We start from the raw sequence: 17,108 nt of genomic DNA on the forward strand, positions 1-17,108 counted from the left end.
GGATCTCCGGGGCCCCGCCGGAGCAGGGGCCCGGGAAGCGGGGCTCGGGATCAGGGGTTACGGCAGGGCGGGGTAGGCGTTCCTGAGCAGCTCACGGAACTGCGCCGAGAACCACTGGCCGGAGAGCGGGGCGTCCGGCAGGGAGCCGGACATGCTGTTGCCGTTGCGCTCGTTGCCGGTGTAGGTCGGGTCGCACATCCGGTCGAAGCCCTTGCCCTCGTCGTTGGGGATGAGCTTGCTGGCGCCGTCGGACTCGCCCGGGGGCTTGATCCAGACGTAGGCGTCGAGGCCGGCGGCGGGGCTGGCCTGCGGGCGCTCGCCGAGGCCGGCGCCACTCTGGTTGCACCAGTTGCCGGCGTGGATGCGACGGTCCACCCGCGACTGGTTGACGAAGGTGTTCACGTCGGTGGAGGTGCTGGGTGCGGCCGGGCGGGCCGTACCGCCCCACCCGTTGCGGGAGGTGTCGATCAGCATGCCGAGGCCCGGCTTGAAGCCCTTCTGGATGAGCAGGGTCCGGAAGGCCTGGGCGTAGGACAGCTCGTCGACGTAGAAGTTCCAGTCGACCCACCGCGACTGGCGCACCGTGGTGCCGTTGACGGAGGTGTTGATGGTGAAGTGCGGCTCCTTCAGCGCCGAGTAGTTGGCGGTGTTGGTGATGAAGCCGTCGACGCTGTCGAAACCGGCCGTGGTGCCGGAGACGGTGCTCGCGAACAGGTCGGCCGAGGGACCGAAGTTGGTGTCCCAGCCCAGCCAGCCGTGGTGGCCGGCGTCGATGTAGGTGTAGACGTTCTTGATCGCGTGCAGCTTGTTCAGGGCGTAGCGGACGCCGTCGACGTAGGCGCCGCTCGACTTGGCCTCCTGGCACTTGGGCACGTTGAGGTTGGTGATCAGGTTGGGCAGCGAGTCGATCTCGATGACCGTCGAGATCCGGAGCGCGGCGTACCTCGGCTCGGCCATGATCGCGGCGATCGGGTCGATGTACTCGGTCTTGTAGCGGTTCAGACCGTTCTGAGCGATGAGCAGCTCACCGTTGGAGGCCAGCGCCGAGCAGTCGCGGTTGGGCAGGTTGTAGATGACGAACTGGATCGTCAGGGGCTTGCCGCCGTTGGCCGCGTCCTGCCTGAGGGCCTCCTCCAGGTGGGCGCGGAGGCCCTTGGCGGAGGCGGTGCCCTCGATGGCGGCGATGCGGTCGAGCCACACGCCGGTCGAGATGTCGGCCACCGCGTCGCCGCCCGGCTCGGCCGCGGCCTTCGCCGCCCAGTCGGGGTTCACGTAGCCGGTGGCCCCGGCGTACGGGTTCTCGACGTGCTCGCCGGGCTGCGTGACGACGTCGTCGTCGGACTCGGTCGCGGTGACGGAGACACCGGTGTGCCCGGTGGCGGCGGCCGCGATGGTGGCGGTGCCGTCGGTCTGGTCGGCGTCCTGGGCGGCCGAGACGGTCACGTTCTGCGCCGTGTTCCAGTTGGCGGAGGTGAAGGTGAGCGTGGAGGGCGCGATGGTGAGGTCGGCGTCGCCGGTCTTGGTCAGGTTGACCGTGACGTTGCCGCTGGGCGCCTTGCTGAGCCTGAAGCCGACCGTCTTGGAGCCGCCTTCGGGGACGCTGACCGAGGTCGCGGAGGCGACGATCGCCGCGGCGCCCCCGTCGGAGCCGACGGTGAAGGGCACCTCGGCGGTCTCGGCGGACAGGACCGGGGTCCCGTTGTCGTAGGCCTTCGCCCTGGCGGTGTGGCTGCCCGCCGCCACGCCCGTCGCGGAGTAGCCGTACGGGGCGGAGGTGTCGGTGTTGACGAGCGCGCCGTCGACATAGAACTCGACCTTGCTGACCGCGCCGTCGTCACCGGCCGTCGCCGCGAGCGGTACGGCGGAGCCCGCGGGGATGGAGGCGCCGCTCGCCGGGCTGGTCAGGCTGACCGTCGGAGCCTGGTTCACGGGCGGCTGCCCGCCACAGGTGACGCCGTTGACCGTGAAGGCGGTGGGCTTGGGGTTGCTCCCGCTCCACGACCCGTTGAAGCCGATGCTGGTCGACGCGCCGGTGGCAAGGTTGCCGTTCCAGTCGAGGTTCTTCGCGGTGACCTGGTTGCCGGTCTGGCTCCAGGTCGCCGACCAGCCCTGCTGGACCGTCTGGGTGCCGGGGAAGGCGAAGCCGAGGGTCCAGCCGGTGAGCGCGTCACCGAGGTTCTTGACCGTGACGCTGGCGGTGAAACCGCCCTGCCATTCGTTGGTGCTGTAGGCGACGTCGCACGAGACTGCGGCGTGTGCCGTGGCGGCCTGCCCGGTGGCGAGACCGGCCGCGGCCACGAGCAGGGCCGCCGTGGTCACCGCCCGATTGCGCCAGGCTTGGCGGCGCGGATGAACTCTCATTCGTGATCATCTCCAGGACGAGGGTGGGAGCGCTCCCATAGTCCGGATGTTTCAGGCGTGTGTACAGCGTGTTGCACGCCGGGAGCCCCTCCCCGGGGTCGGTCCCGCCCCTGACCTCACCGAACGCTTTTCGAACCCGATGAAAGTTTCAAAGCTCCCCCGGCGGCGGGCCGTGCACGCCGTACCGGCACGGCCGCCGGCCGGTCAGGCGCGGGAGAAGTCCGACAGGCGGTACCAGCCCGTGAGATCGCCGTAGACGATCAGGTTGTCGTCATAGGAGTGGCGTTCGACGTCGTAGGCTCCGCCACAGGTCACGAGCCTGATCGTCGGATGCGGCAACGACCTGTAGACCTTCTTCACCGGGAACGCGGACTTGCTGACCCGCTCGGTCGCGGAGACCCGGAAGACCGCGGCGGTCCCGTCCTCACGGGTCACCACCACCGCGTCCCCCTTGCGCACCCGGGACAGCCCGGCGAACACGGCGGGCCCGGTCCTGGTGTCGAGGTGACCGACGACGACCGCGGAACCCGGCTCGCCGGGCGCCGGCCCCAGGCGGTCCCAGCCGGCGAGATCGGCCTGGCTGAGAGGCGGGGGCTCCAGTACGCCGTCCGCCCCGGACACGATCGGGGTGATCGGGGCGTTCACCTCCGCACGCGGCACCACCAGCGCCACCGGACCGGACTCGCCCGGGAACCGGGGCAGCGCCCGGGGCCAGCCGCCCCTCCCACGGGCGGCGGGGGCGGTGGTCGCACCCGGCCGCGGCACGGCGGGGGCCGCGACCGGCATGGCGCGGACCAGGGCGGGATCCGCCTCCCTACCTCTCACGGCCCTGCAACCGGCGAGCACGAGGACGGCTCCCAGCCCCAGGGCCGTCACGGTCCGGAGCTCAGCCACGCCCCGCCGCCCGGCGTCTCCTCATCAGCGCCAGCCCACCGGCACCGGCGAGGACGGCGGCCGCGCCGATCCCCCAGCCGAGCACGACGGCCGGCGTCTCACCCTTCTCGGCCGCCGCCCCGTGCGCGCGCCCGGCCAGCGCGAGACCGCCGCCACCGGTGTCGGGGCCGGAGCCGCCGACCACGTAGAGCTCCCCGTAGAGGGTGTCGCCCTGGCAGTCCACCTCCACGGCGTAGGCCCCCCACGGCGCGTCGTAGTCCACCTGCGCCCAGCCGACCGCGACAGGAGGCCCGCCCTCGAAACCGCCACCGGGCCCGTCCGCGAAACCGTCACCGAAGCCGTCGCCGGGCCCGTCCCCGAAGCCACGTCCGGGCCCGTCCCCGAACCCGCCGGGGCCGTCCTCCTCGAACCCCTCGCCGTCCTGGAACCCCGGGCCGCCGAGCTCCACCTCGTTCCGGAAGGCCGCCGACTGGGCGAAGGCGGGCCCGTCGCACTCCAGCGCCGCGATCTCGATGTCCTGCCCCGGCCTCACCCGGTACGGCGAGAGCCGCACCTCCTGGTCGTCTCCCCACACCGCAGCCGGCCACGCCGCCCCCGCGACCATGACGGCCGTCACGGCCGTCACGGCCCAGCGGGTCAGAACCCCCGTCGACTGCATCACGTCTCTCCGTCTCCAGCAGATACGATCTTGCTATCGATCGCTACCTACCCAGGTCAGAGAGCGTGTCCGTCAAAAGAAGATCAAAATCCGAGCGGCCTTTCCGGCATATGCCGCAGACTCCCCGGACCTCGCGGCGGCCGCGATCGCCGTACGGACTCCCTAGGTGGACTTCGCGGCGGCCATGGCCGCGCCCACGATGCCGGCCTCGTTCTGCAGGGCGGCCGGCACAACCGGGGTGCGCACCCGTACCTTGGGCAGGAACTTCTCCGACTTCTTACTGACCCCGCCGCCGATGATGATCAGCGACGGGGAGAACAGCGCCTCGACGTGCTGCAGATACTCCTCGACCCGCCCCGCCCACTTCTCCCAGCTCAGCTCGTGATCCTCGCGCGCGTGGTCGGAGGCCCGCTTCTCGGCGTCCTTGCCCCTGATCTCCAGGTGCCCGAGCTCGGTGTTGGGCACCAGACGGCCGTCGACGAACAGGGCGCTGCCGATCCCGGTGCCGAAGGTCAGCACCAGCACCACCCCGTCCTTGCCCCGGCCCGCGCCGATCGCCATCTCGGCCGTGCCGGCCGCGTCGGCGTCGTTGAGCACCACCACGGACAGGCCCGTCGCCTTGGCGAACAGCGCCCGCGCGTCCTCGCCGATCCACGCCTCGTCCACGTTGGCGGCCGACCTCGTGATCCCGGCGGTCACGACCCCGGGGAAGGTCACGCCGACCGGGCCGGTCCAGCCGAAGTGCTCGACGATCTGCGCGACCACCGCGGCCACCGCCTTGGGGGTAGCGGGGACGGGCGTCGGGATCCGCAGGCGCTCCCGTGTCAGCTCACCTTTGACGACGTCCACCGGCGCACCCTTGATCCCGGATCCGCCGATGTCGATTCCCAGCGCTTCCATGACATCCACCTCCTGCTCCGGGCTCCTTCCCCGTGACAGGGCGCTGATGCTTCCACGGCGGCCGGCCGGCTCCGCGGACCGTACGGCGGGCGTCACGACGGGAGGAGACACGGCAGGAGGGCATCACGGCAGGACAGGGCCCAGGGAGGGAGCCCCCGGGGCCGGCCTCCGGGATGCCGTCGCCACCGGTCATGCGCCGTCACCCCACGGCGGCGCGACGCCGGCGGAGCCGGACGACCAGGACCGCGACCGCCACCAGCAGCGCGACCAGCCCCCCGACGACGCCGAAGAGGGACAGCAGGCCCGAGTCCAGCGGGACCGGCGGGCCCGCGCCGGCTCGCGGGAAGGTGACGGTGGCACTGACCGTCCGCTTCACCGTGCCGCTCATCAGGGTCAGCTCGACCTTCCACGGGCCGTCCGGTATCCGCCGGTCCAGCGTCACGGTCACCGGGGCGGCGGCTCCGGGGAGCAGCGTGACCCCCAGGTCGGCGGCGAACGGCCCCGCCGACAGGCCGCCCGGCCCGTCCGACAGCGACAGCGACCCGCTCATGTCCAGGGCCCGCGCACCGGTGTTGTGAACCAGGGCCGCCAGTTGCGGCCTGCCGTCCGGCGCCCGTACGGGCGTCAGCTCCTCGATCCGGAAATCCGACGGCGGCTCACCGCCGCGACCTATGTCGAGATAGACGCGGATCCCGACCCGGCTGACGACACGTACGGGATGGGCGGCGTCGGCCTCGGCGACGGCCTGCGCCCAGACGACGCCGTAGCGTTCGCCCCGGGAGGCCTCCGGCGGCACCTCGATCACGACCCGGGCGGCCCCGCGCCCTCCGGGAGGCAGGTCGAGCGAGGGGCGGTCGAGTGACATCCAGCCCGTCAGCTCGTTGGGGGTGCGCCCCCGCGCCATGGTGAACCTGTCGCGCACGATGTCGGCGCCGGCCGGGTACAGATCGATGTGCTGGGCCTCGCCGGAGGTGTTGGAGATCTCCAGCCGCCGCCTGATGGTTGTCCCCGGGGAGAGGTGATCGACGATGTAGGCACGCGCCCGCGGGTCGTCGCGGCGGCTGACGGGCGCCTCCAGGAGCCGGATGCCGATCTTGCCGTGGGAGTCCTCGGCTTGTCCGCTCGCGCCGGCCGGCGGTCCGGCCGCACCGGCCGCACCCGAGCAGAAGAGTGCGGCCAGCAGCGTCAACGCGCACGGCCTGGCGATCCGGCTAGGCCACCTGATGTGTCACCGTCCCGGTGTAGGTGCCCGTCTGGGCGGTGAGGGGGATCGAGATCACCAGGGTGGGGTTCCAGGTCACCGTGCTGCCGCCGGTGCCCCCCGAGTGGGAGAAGGCCGTCACCGCGGCACCGGCCGTACCGGTCAGCGCGACCCTGTCGGCCTCGGCGGGCTGGCCCGGGGTGAAGGTGCCGCCGCCGCTTCCGGGGGCCGAGGCCGGCCCGGACCAGTACGCCAGCGCGCTGAAGGGGATGGTCAGCGCGGCGACGGTGAAGTCCGTCGCGTACACCGACGCCGTCCAGTCCGACGTGGCCCCGCCGCGGGTGTCGGAGACCGACACCGGACCGAGCAGACCGGTGATCGTGCCTCCCGGAGGGGCGTTGCCGAGGTCGACCGGGCCGGCGGGGGCGCTGACGTCCAGGCTGCCCGCGGACACCTCGAAGGTGACCGGGGTGTCATCGGTGGGGGCGGCCACCGCCGGCGCCGCGAACAGGAACATCAGCACACCCGCGCCCGCCGAGGTGAGCATCATGGATCTCTTGCGCAAGGTCTCTTCCTTCCGAATGGCCGAACATGTCTTCGGGGGGCCGAGCAAGCGATGAATCTTCCCTACCTGCCGCGATTACCTTAAGTTCTCAATAGCTACCCAGAGTGACGATAACGGCAAAGAGTCCGTCGTGAGATGCACCGGTAATGACCGAAGTGCCGCGGGGTCCGGCCGGTCACCCGACGCCGTCGAGGCGGACGAGCACCGTGCCGACGTGGTCGAGGCAGCCGTCGACGCCCTCGGGGACGGCCTCGGCGAGCCGCGCGGCGATCTCTCCTACACCCGCGCCGGGCGGCCAGGCCAAACAGGCGGACAGGCGGGCAGGCGGGCAGGCGGGCAGGCGATGTTCCGCGGCGGGAACATCGGTGATCCACTGGATGCCCCCGCCCCGGAGGCCGGCTCTTGGGCCAGGTGCTTGCGACAGATATCCGTAACACCGGAACGCATGTCCACAAGCCCGCGACCGCGAGGGCGCTCGAAGTTCGCCTCGGCCCCACAGAGGGGTCTCGGCATTCGACCGGCCCCACCGGGGACTTCAGCACATGACCGGCCCCCCTGGGGCTTCAGCGCTCGACCGACCTCCCCAAAGCTTCAGCACATGACCGGCCCCACCCGAGGCTTCAGCGCTTGACCGGCCCCGTGGAGGCCCTGACCACCAGTTCGGGCTCGAAGAGCAGCTCGTCGGCCGGGACCAGGGCCTTGTCGATCTGGGCCGCCAGAAGGTCGACGACCGCGCGGCCCATCGCGTCGATCGGCTGGCGCAGGGTGGTCAGCGGCGGGTCGGTGCAGTTCATCAGGGCGGAGTCGTCGTAGCCGATCACCGAGATGTCGTCGGGCACCGACAGCCCCGCCCGGCGCGCCGCCCGGATCGCGCCCAGCGCCATGACGTCGCTGGCGCAGATGACGCCGGTCACGCCCCGCCGTATCAGCCGGGTCGCCGCCGCGTGCCCGCCCTCCAGGGAGAACATGGTGTGCTCGACGAACTCCGGCGCCAGGTCGGCCGCCTCCAGCTTGCGCCGCGAGGGCACGTGGTCCGGCGGGCCGAGCACCATGCCGATCCGCTCGTGCCCCAGCGAGCGCAGGTGCCCGAGTGCCATCTCGGCGGCCACCACGTCGTCGCACGAGACCTGGGGGAAGGCGAGATGCTCCACCGCGGCGTTGACCAGCACGGTCGGCAACCGGCGCTCCAGCAGTAGCTCGTAGTGGCTGTGGGAGGCGTCGGCCTGGGCGAACAGTCCTCCGGCGAACACCACACCGGACACCTGCTGCTGGAGGAGCAGGTCGACGTACTCCGCCTCGGAGACCCCGCCCAGCGTCCTGGTGCACAGCACCGAGGTGAACCCCTGCTGGGCCAGCGCTCCCCCGACCACCTCGGCGAACGCCGGGAAGATCGGATTCTGCAGCTCCGGCAGGACGAGCCCCACCAGTCTCGCCCGGTCACCGCGCAGCTGCGTGGGCCGCTCGTAGCCGAGCACGTCGAGGGCCGTGAGCACGGCCTCCCGCGTCGCCTCGGACACCCCCGGTTTGCCGTTGAGCACGCGGCTCACCGTCGCCTCGCTCATGCCGACCTTCTTGGCCACCTCTGCAAGCCGTCGCGTCATGACGAAACCATACGGCATTAGACGCAAGTATTTGCGGATCTTTGCGAAAGTTCTCGCATATCTTCCTTGCGGCTCCTGCCCTCCCGGCGCGGCGGGAACGCCCGCGCCGCACCCCCTCCGGCCGGCGCGGCCTCCGCCGTCCCTGGAGGCCGCGGGGCGCCGAGGTCGCGGAGGCCGGCCTCTAGATCTCCGCGACCCGACCGGCGTCGACGTGGATGTGCCTGGTGGTGTGTACGGCGTCCAGCATCCGCCGGTCGTGGGTGACCAGCAGGAGCGTGCCGGGATAGGAGACGAGCGCGGACTCCAGCTGCTCGATGGCCGCCAGGTCCAGGTGGTTGGTCGGCTCGTCGAGGACGAGGAGGTTCACCCCCCGGGCCTGGAGCAGCGCGAGCGCGGCCCGGGTCCGCTCCCCCGGCGACAGGGTCGCGGCCGGGCGCAGCACGTGCGCCGCACGCAGCCCGAACTTGGCGAGCAGCGTGCGCACGTCGGCGGGGGGCATGTCCGGCGCGGCGGCGCCGAAGGCGTCCAGCAGCGGTTCGCCGCCGAGGAACAGCCCGCGGGCCTGGTCCACCTCGCCGACGACCACCCCGGAGCCGAGCGAGGCGTTCCCCTCATCCAGCGGGAGCCTGCCCAGGAGCGCCGCCAGGAGCGTGGACTTGCCCGAGCCGTTGGCCCCGGTGATCGCCACCCGTTCGGCCCAGCCGATCTGCAGGTCCACCGGACCGAGGGTGAAGACGCCGCGCCGGACGACCGCTCCGCGCAGGGTGGCGACGACCGCCCCCGCCCGCGGGGCGACGGCGATCTCCATCCGGAGCTCCCACTCCTTGCGGGGCTCCTCGACCTCCTCCAGCCGCTCGATCATCCGCTCGGTCTGGCGGGCCTTGGCGGCCTGCTTCTCGGTCGCCTCGGTGCGGAAGTTCCGGCCGATCTTGTCGTTGTCGCCCGCCTTGCGCCGCGCGTTCTTGACGCCCTTCTCCATCCAGGCCCGCTGCATCCCGGCCCGCTGCTTGAGTGAGGCGACGGTGCCGGCGTACTCCTCGTACTCGTCGCGGGCGTGCTGCCGGGCCACCTCGCGCTCGGCGAGGTACGCCTCGTAGCCGCCGCCGTAGATCCCGATCCGCTGCTGGACGAGGTCGAGCTCGACGACCCGGTTCGCCGTCCTGGCCAGGAACTCGCGGTCATGGCTGACCAGGACCGTCCCGGCGCGCAGGCCGACGACGAAGCGCTCCAGCCGCTCCAGGCCCTCCAGGTCGAGGTCGTTGGTGGGCTCGTCCAGCAGGAAGACGTCATAGCGGCTGAGCAGCAGGGAGGCCATTCCCGCCCGCGCCGCCTGGCCGCCGGAGAGCGCCGTCATCGGCCGGTCCAGGTCCACCGCCAGGCCGAGGTCGGCGACGACCTCCTCGGCGCGGTCCTCCAGGTCGGCTCCGCCCAGGGCCAGCCACTTCTCCAGGCCGGCGGCGTAGGCGTCGTCGGCGCCGGGACGGCCCTCGACCAGGCCCTCGGTCGCGGCGTCCAGCTCGCGCTGGGCGTCGGCCACCCCGGTCCGCCTGGCCAGGAAGGCCGCGACCGTCTCGTCCGCCCGGCGCTCCCGCTCCTGCGGCAGATAGCCGACCACCGCCGAGGGCGGGCTGAGCCGTACGGCACCATGCTCCGGGGGCAGCAGCCCGGCCATGATCCGCATCAGGGTGGACTTGCCCGCCCCGTTCATCCCGACCAGGCCGATCACATCGCCGGGGGCGACGACCAGGTCCAGTCCGGAGAACAGCGCGCGGTCGCCGTGTCCTGCGGCGAGATCTTTGGCGACGATGGTGGCACTCATGGGGAAACGGTATCCGGCGGCGGGCCCCTCTCCCTCCCATCGGACCCGACCGTCCGCCTTCCGGACTCCGACGTCCGGAAGGCGGACTGCGACGCCAACCGTATTCCCGACAAAACGGACAGCTTCCGTGTCAAGATCCACCGGCGGAGCACCGTCCCGGCACCGGCACGACCTGCGGACTCACAGCCAAACGTTACTTTACAGAAATTTTATCTGCTCTTTTTTGAGACTTCAGCCAACGATTCCTCCGCCAGGCCCGTCTTATAGAGGTAGAAGCGATCACCCCCGACCGCTTCTCACAACGGGGAGAAGGAAAACGTCTTGATGAAACGAATCGCCGTCGGCCTACTGTCCGCAGCTGTAGGCGGCTCGCTCCTCCTGTCCGCCGGCACGGCTTCCGCCGAGCGCACCGCTCTCAGCGTGCACATCGACAGCGTGAACCCGAACCCGGTCGTCGTCCAGGAGGGCGAGGACACGAGGGTCACGATCGAGGTCCGCACCACCGAGGCGACCCGCGTCGAACTCCGCCTCAAGCCGGTCTCCGACAGGTTCCGGACGCTGGACGTGCGCGAGCCCAGGATCATCCACGAGGGCGACCTGTGGCGCTTCAGCACGAGCTTCGACGAGAACGACTTCGAGGGCCGCTGGCTGGCGATCGCCGAGGCCTACGACAAGGACGGCAAGAAGGTGACCGACCAGGTCAACTTCTCCGTCAAGCACGAGGAGCAGGAGAAGGCCGACACCCGTCTGACCGGGTTCTACGCGAACCCGGAGACGGTCCGCAAGGGCCGCTGGGTCTACTTCACCGGCCGCCTCCAGGTCAGCAGGGGTCACGAGTGGCGGGGTCTGAGGAACGAGGAGGTCGAGATCTACTTCCGTCCCCGCGGCTCCAGCGCCTGGAAGTGGGTGACCTCCGCCGACACCGGGTGGAAGGGTTCGTTCCGGGCCAAGGCCCGCGCCTCCAAGAGCGGTGAGTACCGCGCGGTCTTCGACGGCGACGACAGGCTCGAAGACAGCACCAGCCGGTCCGACCGGATCCGGGTCTGGCGCCGGTAGTCCCCCACGGACGACGCCTGCCCCGGCGGGCACATCTCGATGACGCGGAAGCCCAGGGCGACCTGGGCTTCCGTCGTTCCTCCGCAAAAAACTCCGCCTACGCCGACAGATAGGGCGTTACTCTCGATAGAAGGATCTTCGCGATTGTTCAGGCGGGGAGGAACATGGCGGAAGAAGAGTGGGTACGGCGGGGGATCGACGTCAACACTCCGAGCGTCGCCAGGCTGTACGACTACTATCTCGGCGGGAAGGACAACTTCGCCGCCGACCGCGCCGCGGCCGAGGAGATCCTCTCCGTCGCCCCCGAGCTGCGCATGGCCGCCCGGGAGAACCGCGCCTTCCTCGGCCGGGCCGTCAGATTCATGGCGGAGACGGGGATCGAGCAGTTCCTGGACATCGGCACCGGGCTGCCCACCCGGGGCAACGTCCACGAGGTGGCTCACCGGATCGCACCGGACGCGCGCGTCGCCTACGTCGACAACGACCCGATCGTCCTCGTGCACGCCAGAGCGCTCCTCCGCGGAAGCAGGGACGAGGTCATGGTCGCCTCGGGCGACCTGCGGCAGCCGGAGGAGATCCTCAAATCCCCCGAGATACATGACCATCTCGACTTCTCCAAGCCCATCGCCGTGCTGCTCGTGGCGGTCATGCACTTCATCACCGAGTCCGACGACCCCCGGCGCATCATCGCCACGCTGCGGGACGCCGTACCGTCCGGCAGCTACCTGGTCCTCTCCCACGGCACCCGCGACTCCCGGGCCGAGGCCGTGGACAGGGGCACCAAGGTCTACGAGCGGGCCGACTCGCCGCTCGTCCTCCGTTCGCGGCAGGAGATCCTCGACCTGTTCGACGGGTTCGAGCTGGTGGATCCGGGGCTCGTCTGGGTGCCCGGGTGGCGGCCGGAGGGATACCCGCGCTACGACGACCCCTCGCGGGCGCTCATCATGGGCGGTGTGGGCAGGAAGGCCTGATGTCCGTCCGCCTCGGACCGGCGCCGGCGTGGTACGGCCGGCGCGGAGGCGCTCGTGACCCGCGCGGGCGGCGGAGGCCAGGGCATCGCCGGCCTGCGAGGCGGGTCGATGCTTGATCCCCCGGCCCCTGGGCAGGTGAGCGGCCACACGGACCTGAGGGGGACTGAGACGATGATGACGGGCGATTTCTACGACTACTTCGAGCTCCTGGAGAAGGACGAGAAGGAGATCGTGCTGCGGGTGCGGGAGTTCATGGCCCGGGAGGTCGCGCCCATCGCGGACGAGGAGTGGACCAACGCCCGCTTCCCCCACCACCTCATCCCCGAGTTCGCGAAACTGGACATCGCCGGCCTGCCGTACCGGGGGGCGCGAAGCCTGCTGACCGGGTTCCTGGTGCTGGAGATGAACCGGGTGGATCCCTCGATGGGGACGTTCTTCGGCGTGCACAACGGGCTGGCGATGGGGAGCATCGACCGGCTGGGCTCCGACGAGCAGCGGGAGCGGTGGCTGCCGCCGATGGCCGCGATGGAGAAGATCGGGGCGTTCGCCCTGACCGAGCCCGAAGGCGGGTCCGACGTCGCGGCGGGGCTGCGCACGACGGCCCGGCGCGAGGGCGACGTGTGGGTGCTCAACGGGGCCAAGAGGTGGATCGGCAACGCCACCTTCGCCGACCTGGTCGTGGTGTGGGCCAAGGACGAGGCGGACGGCCAGGTCAAGGGGTTCGTGGTGGAGAAGGGCACCCCCGGGTTCTCCGCCACGAAGATCGAGAACAAGATCGCGCTGCGGACGGTCCAGAACGCCGACATCACGCTGACGAACTGCCTGGTGCGGGAGGAGAACCGGCTGCAGAACGCCGGCGGCTTCCGCGACACCGCGGCGATCCTGCGGCAGACGCGGGGCGGGGTGGCCTGGCAGGCGGTGGGCTGCATGATGGGCGCCTACGAGCTGGCGCTGGAGTACTCCAAGGACCGTGAGCAGTTCGGACGGCCGATCGCGGGCTTCCAGCTCGTGCAGGACCTGCTGGTGCGGATGCTGGGGAACGTGACCTGCTCCCTGGGCATGGTGGTGCGGCTGGCCCAGCTCCAGGACGCGGGCGTCTACAAGGACGAGCACTCGGCCATGGCCAAGGCCTTCTGCACCGTGCGGATGCGCGAGGCGGTGGGCTGGGGCCGGGAGATCATGGGCGGCAACGGGATCGTGCTCGACTACGGCATGGGCCGGTTCGTGGCCGACTCCGAGGCCATCTACTCCTACGAGGGCACCCGCGAGATCAACAGCCTGATCGTGGGCCGCGCGATCACCGGCGTGGGCGCCTTCGTCTGACGCCGCCTTCCCTCCCGAAGAGCCTCCCTCTCCCGGAGAGCGGCCCGCCCGTTCCCCGAAGACCGCCGCCTCCCGGGAGCCGTGACAGCCGGGCGGACGTGATCCGCGCCTACCGGATCTCTGCTCCCCCGGAGCCGGCCGGGCGGCGGCGGGCGACCGGCCGGGCTCCACGCCGTTCAGTGGTCGCGGTGGGTGACGAGGCGGGCGAGCGCGCCCAGCTCGGCGACCGATCCCGGGACCGTCCCGGCCGCCTGCAGGTGGCCCAGCGCCCGCGTCAGCAGCTCGTCGGCCTGCGCCTGACTCCAGGCGCGCCCGCCCACGGCGTCGACGAGCCCGGCGGCGTGGACCAGATCGGCGTCGGACAGGGGGTGTTCGCCCTGGTACAGCCCGGCCAGCTCCCGCCCGGCCGCGGTCGCGGAGGTGAGCGCGGCCACGACCGGAAGGGACTTCTTACGGCTGCGCAGGTCCGAGTGGACCGGCTTGCCGGTCACCTCCGGGTCTCCCCAGATGCCCAGGAGATCGTCGACGAACTGGAACGCCAGTCCCAGGTCCCTGCCGAAGGCGTGCAGATGCTCGACCTGGGCCGGGCTGCCGCCGCCGAACAGCGCGCCGAGCGCGCAGGCGCACCCCAGCAGGGCGCCCGTCTTGCCCGCCGCCATGCTCAGGCACTCGGCGAGCTCGACGTCCTGGCGCCGCTCGAAGGCGACGTCCGTGTGCTGGCCCTCCAGCAGTTCCTGGATCGCGGCGCTGAAGATCCGCGTCGCCCGCGGGGTGGCCGGGTGCCCGCCCGCGGCGAGCACGTCGAAGGCCAGCGTCAGCAGGGCGTCGCCGGCCAGGATCGCCGGGCTGACGCCGAAGACGGTCCAGGCCGTGGGACGGTGGCGCCGGGTCCTGTCACCGTCCATCACGTCGTCGTGCAGGAGGGAGAAGTTGTGCGCCAGCTCGACGGCGACCGCCGCGGGCACCGCCGCGGCGGCGCCTCCTCCCACGGCCTCGGCCGCCAGCAGGACCAGGGCGGGACGGATCGCCTTGCCGCCGTCCGCCCCGGCGGGCCGGCCGTGCTCGTCCCACCAGCCGAAGTGGTAGCCGGCGATGCGCCGCATCGATGGGGGCAGCGTGTCGGCCGCCGGACGCAGTGCGGACTCGACCAGGTCGCGGCTCCAGGCCAGTACCTCCCGCACCGATCGTCCCTCGGCCGTCACCTCAACCGCGGTCATTTCCCGTCTCCTCGCTCTGTGGCCGGGCCCGGAGTCTCCGATGACGCCGGGCGCGCTGGGTGCCGGACCGCCGTCCCGGCCCCCAGTGCAAGATCGTGTGCGGCGGCCGTACCCGGATCCGGGCGTGCCCTGACGGTCTCTGGTCCCGTCACGACACACCCCGATCCCAGCCGGTTCCGACGGCGGGACCCGTACTCATCGGCCGGGAACCCGGCGGCGGGCCCCGGATCCGGGCGTTCTCCTCCCGCGCGGCCGTTCCTCGACGTGCGCGCGTGTGCCTTCCGCCCGGCGATTCAGCCGTGCCGGGTACGGCATGCGGGAGCCGGTGAGTTCACAGGGCCGCATATGCCCGCGCCCTCAGTGGCCGAGTTCGACGTCTTCGAGGATGCCGAGCGCGTCGGGGACCAGCACGGCGGCGGAGTAGTAGGCGCTGACCAGATAGGAGATGATCGCCTTCTCGCTGATGCCCATGAAGCGGACCGACAGGCTGGGTTGGTATTCGTCCGGGATGCCCGTCTGGTGCAGGCCGACGACTCCCTGGTTGTCCTCTCCGGTCCGCATGGCGAGGATCGACGTGGTGCGGGTGTCGGTGATGGGGATCTTGTTGCAGGAGAAGATCGGGACGCCGCGCCAGGCGGGGACCGTGTTCCCGCCGACGTCGACGCCGAGAGGGTAGAGCCCGCGGCGGTTGCACTCCCGGCCGAAGGCGGCGATGGCGTGCGGGTGGGCGAGGATGAACTGCGTGTTCCGCCGGCGGCTGAGCAGCTCGTCGAGGTCGTCGGGGGTGGGCGGTCCGGTCCGGGTGTGGATCCGCTGCTTGAGGTCGGCGTTGTGCAACAGCCCGAACTCGCGGTTGTTGACCAGCTCGTGCTCCTGCCGCTCGCGCAGCGCCTCGATCGTCAGCCGGAGCTGCTGCTCGATCTGGTCCATCGGGTCGTTGTAGAGATCGGCCACCCGGCTGTGCACGCGCAGCACGGTCTGCGCGACGCTCAGTTCGTACTCGCGGGGAGCGAGCTCGTAGTCGACGAACGTCCCCGGGAGGTCTGGCTCGCCCGCGTGCCCGGCCGCCGTCTCGATGGCCGCCTCGCCGTACTTGTTCTGCGGGCCCTTCGGACCGGCCTGCACCTGGCGCAGGTGGGCCTGGAGCGACTCGGACTGGTCGGTCAGCTCCTGGAACGCCTGCCGGGGGAGGATCATCGCCGTCCCCGCGGTGACCGCCTTGACCGTGAACTCCCAGTCGCCCTGCGGCCCCGCCAGCGTCTCGTCGCCGAAGTGGTCGCCACCGGCCAGCACTCCCAGGACGACCTGGTCGCCGTAGGGCCCGTTGCCGACCTTGTTGAGCTTGCCGTGCGCGATGAGCACGACCTCGTCGGCCGGCCGGCCCGCCTGCACCAGCACGTCCCCGGGCGAGAACTCCCGCTGCGCGAACCGCTCGCCGAGCGCCTCCAGAACCTCGGAGTCGTCGAAGTGGCGCAGCGTCGGCAGCTCGCACAGCTCGGCCGGGACCACCTTCACCTGCGATCCCACGGTGGTGAAGCTCACCCGCCCGTCGCCGATGGTGTAGCTCAGCCGCCGGTTCACCCGGTAGGTGCCACCCGACACCTGCACCCACGGCAGCATCCGCAGCAGCCACCGCGAGGAGATCTCCTGCATCTGCGGCACTGTCTTGGTCGTCGTCGCGAGATTGCGCGCCGCGGCCGTACCGAGACTCAACTGCGTCCTGCCGGCGTCGAACTCCGTCACAACACACCACCTGTTCGCACTCGTGTCGAAAGGGAGAAACTGAGGGTTTGAATCAGGAAATGGGAAGTCATCGGCTTGACCATCGTCAGATCGCCGTACTTTCCCAATTCCGGCATGAAAATCCGGATGCAGACTGCCATCGCGAACAGGACCAATTTTGGAGTTCCATTAAATAGCCTGTCAAGCATTAAATATAATCAGGTCAAAAGTCGGTATCACCATTATTGCGAAATGTCAGATTAGAATTAAATGTCATTTTTGTCGGTGATCGCAGGTCTCGACCGGTCTGCCGCCTCTCTTGGCGATCTGTCCCCTCCACGGATCCACAGAGCCGATCGGCCCCTGAGGGAGCGCCGCCGGGCGGGTCCGCCGCCAGGCCGGGGCGAGCAGGGCGGTCAGCAGGTCGTCTAGGCTGACCACCCCGGTCAGGGCGCCGTCCGCGGCGCGCACGAGCGCGAGCCGGCTGCGGGCCGCGCGCAGCCGGGCGGCGCTCAGCCGGGCGTCCGCGTCCGCGATCGAGCTCGTCTCCGCGAGCTCCGGCATCCGGTGGAGGAGATCACCCGCGCGGGCCCGCAGGCCACGCCTGCGGGCCGGGTAGGCGTCACGGACGTGGACGGACGCCGGCCGGGCGGTCACCGTCCCACACGATCAGGCGGGTGCGGCCTGCCCGGGCGGAGGCGTCGATCACCTCTTGGGGCTCCGCCCCGGCGGGCACCCCGACGACGACCTCCCTCGGGGGACCAGCCGGGCGATCAGGGCGCTGGGGCGCTGGGGGCGCTGGGGGCGTTCGGCACCTAGG

At 71.1% G+C, this 17,108-nt stretch carries 15 protein-coding genes; 3 read left to right on the forward strand and 12 right to left on the reverse strand.

Annotation, left to right across the window (positions count from 1 at the left end; all coding sequences use genetic code 11):
- Window positions 1–57: 57 nt before the first annotated feature.
- From CA984_RS20045 to CA984_RS20080, 9 genes are all read right to left on the reverse strand, one after another.
- Window positions 58–2,319, reverse strand: a complete 2,262-nt coding sequence (locus CA984_RS20045) for a glycoside hydrolase family 6 protein (protein ID WP_423229319.1) — start codon at window positions 2,317–2,319, stop codon at window positions 58–60.
- 246 nt (window positions 2,320–2,565) lie between these two features.
- Complete coding sequence (locus CA984_RS20050; RefSeq protein WP_086574618.1) at window positions 2,566–3,255, reverse strand: class F sortase; 690 nt, start codon at window positions 3,253–3,255, stop codon at window positions 2,566–2,568.
- Window positions 3,248–3,916, reverse strand: a complete 669-nt coding sequence (locus CA984_RS47255; protein WP_207620949.1) for a hypothetical protein — start codon at window positions 3,914–3,916, stop codon at window positions 3,248–3,250. The genes CA984_RS20050 and CA984_RS47255 overlap by 8 nt, the downstream gene beginning before the upstream one ends.
- Window positions 3,917–4,075: 159 nt before the next feature.
- Entirely contained in the window at window positions 4,076–4,813 is a 738-nt protein-coding gene (gene ppgK / locus CA984_RS20060; RefSeq protein WP_086574620.1) for a polyphosphate--glucose phosphotransferase, read from the reverse strand.
- 199 nt (window positions 4,814–5,012) lie between these two features.
- Window positions 5,013–6,002: a COG1470 family protein gene (locus CA984_RS20065; protein WP_165781336.1), complete on the reverse strand. Its 990-nt coding sequence runs from the start codon at window positions 6,000–6,002 to the stop codon at window positions 5,013–5,015.
- Window positions 6,003–6,024: 22 nt separating this feature from the next.
- Complete coding sequence (locus tag CA984_RS20070; protein ID WP_086574622.1) at window positions 6,025–6,579, reverse strand: hypothetical protein; 555 nt, start codon at window positions 6,577–6,579, stop codon at window positions 6,025–6,027.
- Between the two features lie 175 nt (window positions 6,580–6,754).
- Window positions 6,755–6,883 (reverse strand): hypothetical protein, encoded by a 129-nt coding sequence (locus CA984_RS48725; protein WP_278249040.1) that lies wholly within the window; start codon window positions 6,881–6,883, stop codon window positions 6,755–6,757.
- A 316-nt stretch (window positions 6,884–7,199) separates the two neighbouring features.
- On the reverse strand, window positions 7,200–8,180 hold the full coding sequence (locus CA984_RS20075; RefSeq protein WP_086574648.1) for a LacI family DNA-binding transcriptional regulator: 981 nt from the start codon (window positions 8,178–8,180) through the stop codon (window positions 7,200–7,202).
- A 181-nt stretch (window positions 8,181–8,361) separates the two neighbouring features.
- Entirely contained in the window at window positions 8,362–9,999 is a 1,638-nt protein-coding gene (locus CA984_RS20080) for an ABC-F family ATP-binding cassette domain-containing protein (protein ID WP_086574624.1), read from the reverse strand.
- Between the two features lie 324 nt (window positions 10,000–10,323).
- On the opposite strand from CA984_RS20080, the gene CA984_RS20085 reads away from it, so the two are divergent.
- From CA984_RS20085 to CA984_RS20095, 3 genes are all read left to right on the forward strand, one after another.
- Complete coding sequence (locus CA984_RS20085) at window positions 10,324–11,055, forward strand: hypothetical protein (protein ID WP_086574634.1); 732 nt, start codon at window positions 10,324–10,326, stop codon at window positions 11,053–11,055.
- Between the two features lie 164 nt (window positions 11,056–11,219).
- The gene (locus CA984_RS20090; protein ID WP_086574636.1) at window positions 11,220–12,026 is read left to right on the forward strand and encodes an SAM-dependent methyltransferase; all 807 of its coding nucleotides are present in this window, start codon (window positions 11,220–11,222) and stop codon (window positions 12,024–12,026) included.
- 171 nt (window positions 12,027–12,197) lie between these two features.
- Complete coding sequence (locus tag CA984_RS20095) at window positions 12,198–13,349, forward strand: acyl-CoA dehydrogenase family protein (RefSeq protein WP_242676058.1); 1,152 nt, start codon at window positions 12,198–12,200, stop codon at window positions 13,347–13,349.
- A 176-nt stretch (window positions 13,350–13,525) separates the two neighbouring features.
- On the opposite strand, the gene CA984_RS20100 is transcribed toward CA984_RS20095, so the two are convergent.
- From CA984_RS20100 to CA984_RS20110, 3 genes are all read right to left on the reverse strand, one after another.
- Window positions 13,526–14,566, reverse strand: a complete 1,041-nt coding sequence (locus CA984_RS20100) for a family 2 encapsulin nanocompartment cargo protein polyprenyl transferase (protein ID WP_086574640.1) — start codon at window positions 14,564–14,566, stop codon at window positions 13,526–13,528.
- Window positions 14,567–14,923: 357 nt separating this feature from the next.
- Entirely contained in the window at window positions 14,924–16,309 is a 1,386-nt protein-coding gene (locus CA984_RS20105) for a family 2B encapsulin nanocompartment shell protein (RefSeq protein WP_086574642.1), read from the reverse strand.
- Window positions 16,310–16,561: 252 nt separating this feature from the next.
- Window positions 16,562–16,945, reverse strand: coding sequence for a hypothetical protein (locus tag CA984_RS20110; protein WP_086574644.1), 384 nt, complete (start codon window positions 16,943–16,945; stop codon window positions 16,562–16,564).
- Window positions 16,946–17,108 lie beyond the last annotated feature (163 nt).

This window comes from Streptosporangium minutum, assembly GCF_002149035.1.
GTDB classification, from domain to species: domain Bacteria; phylum Actinomycetota; class Actinomycetes; order Streptosporangiales; family Streptosporangiaceae; genus Streptosporangium; species Streptosporangium minutum.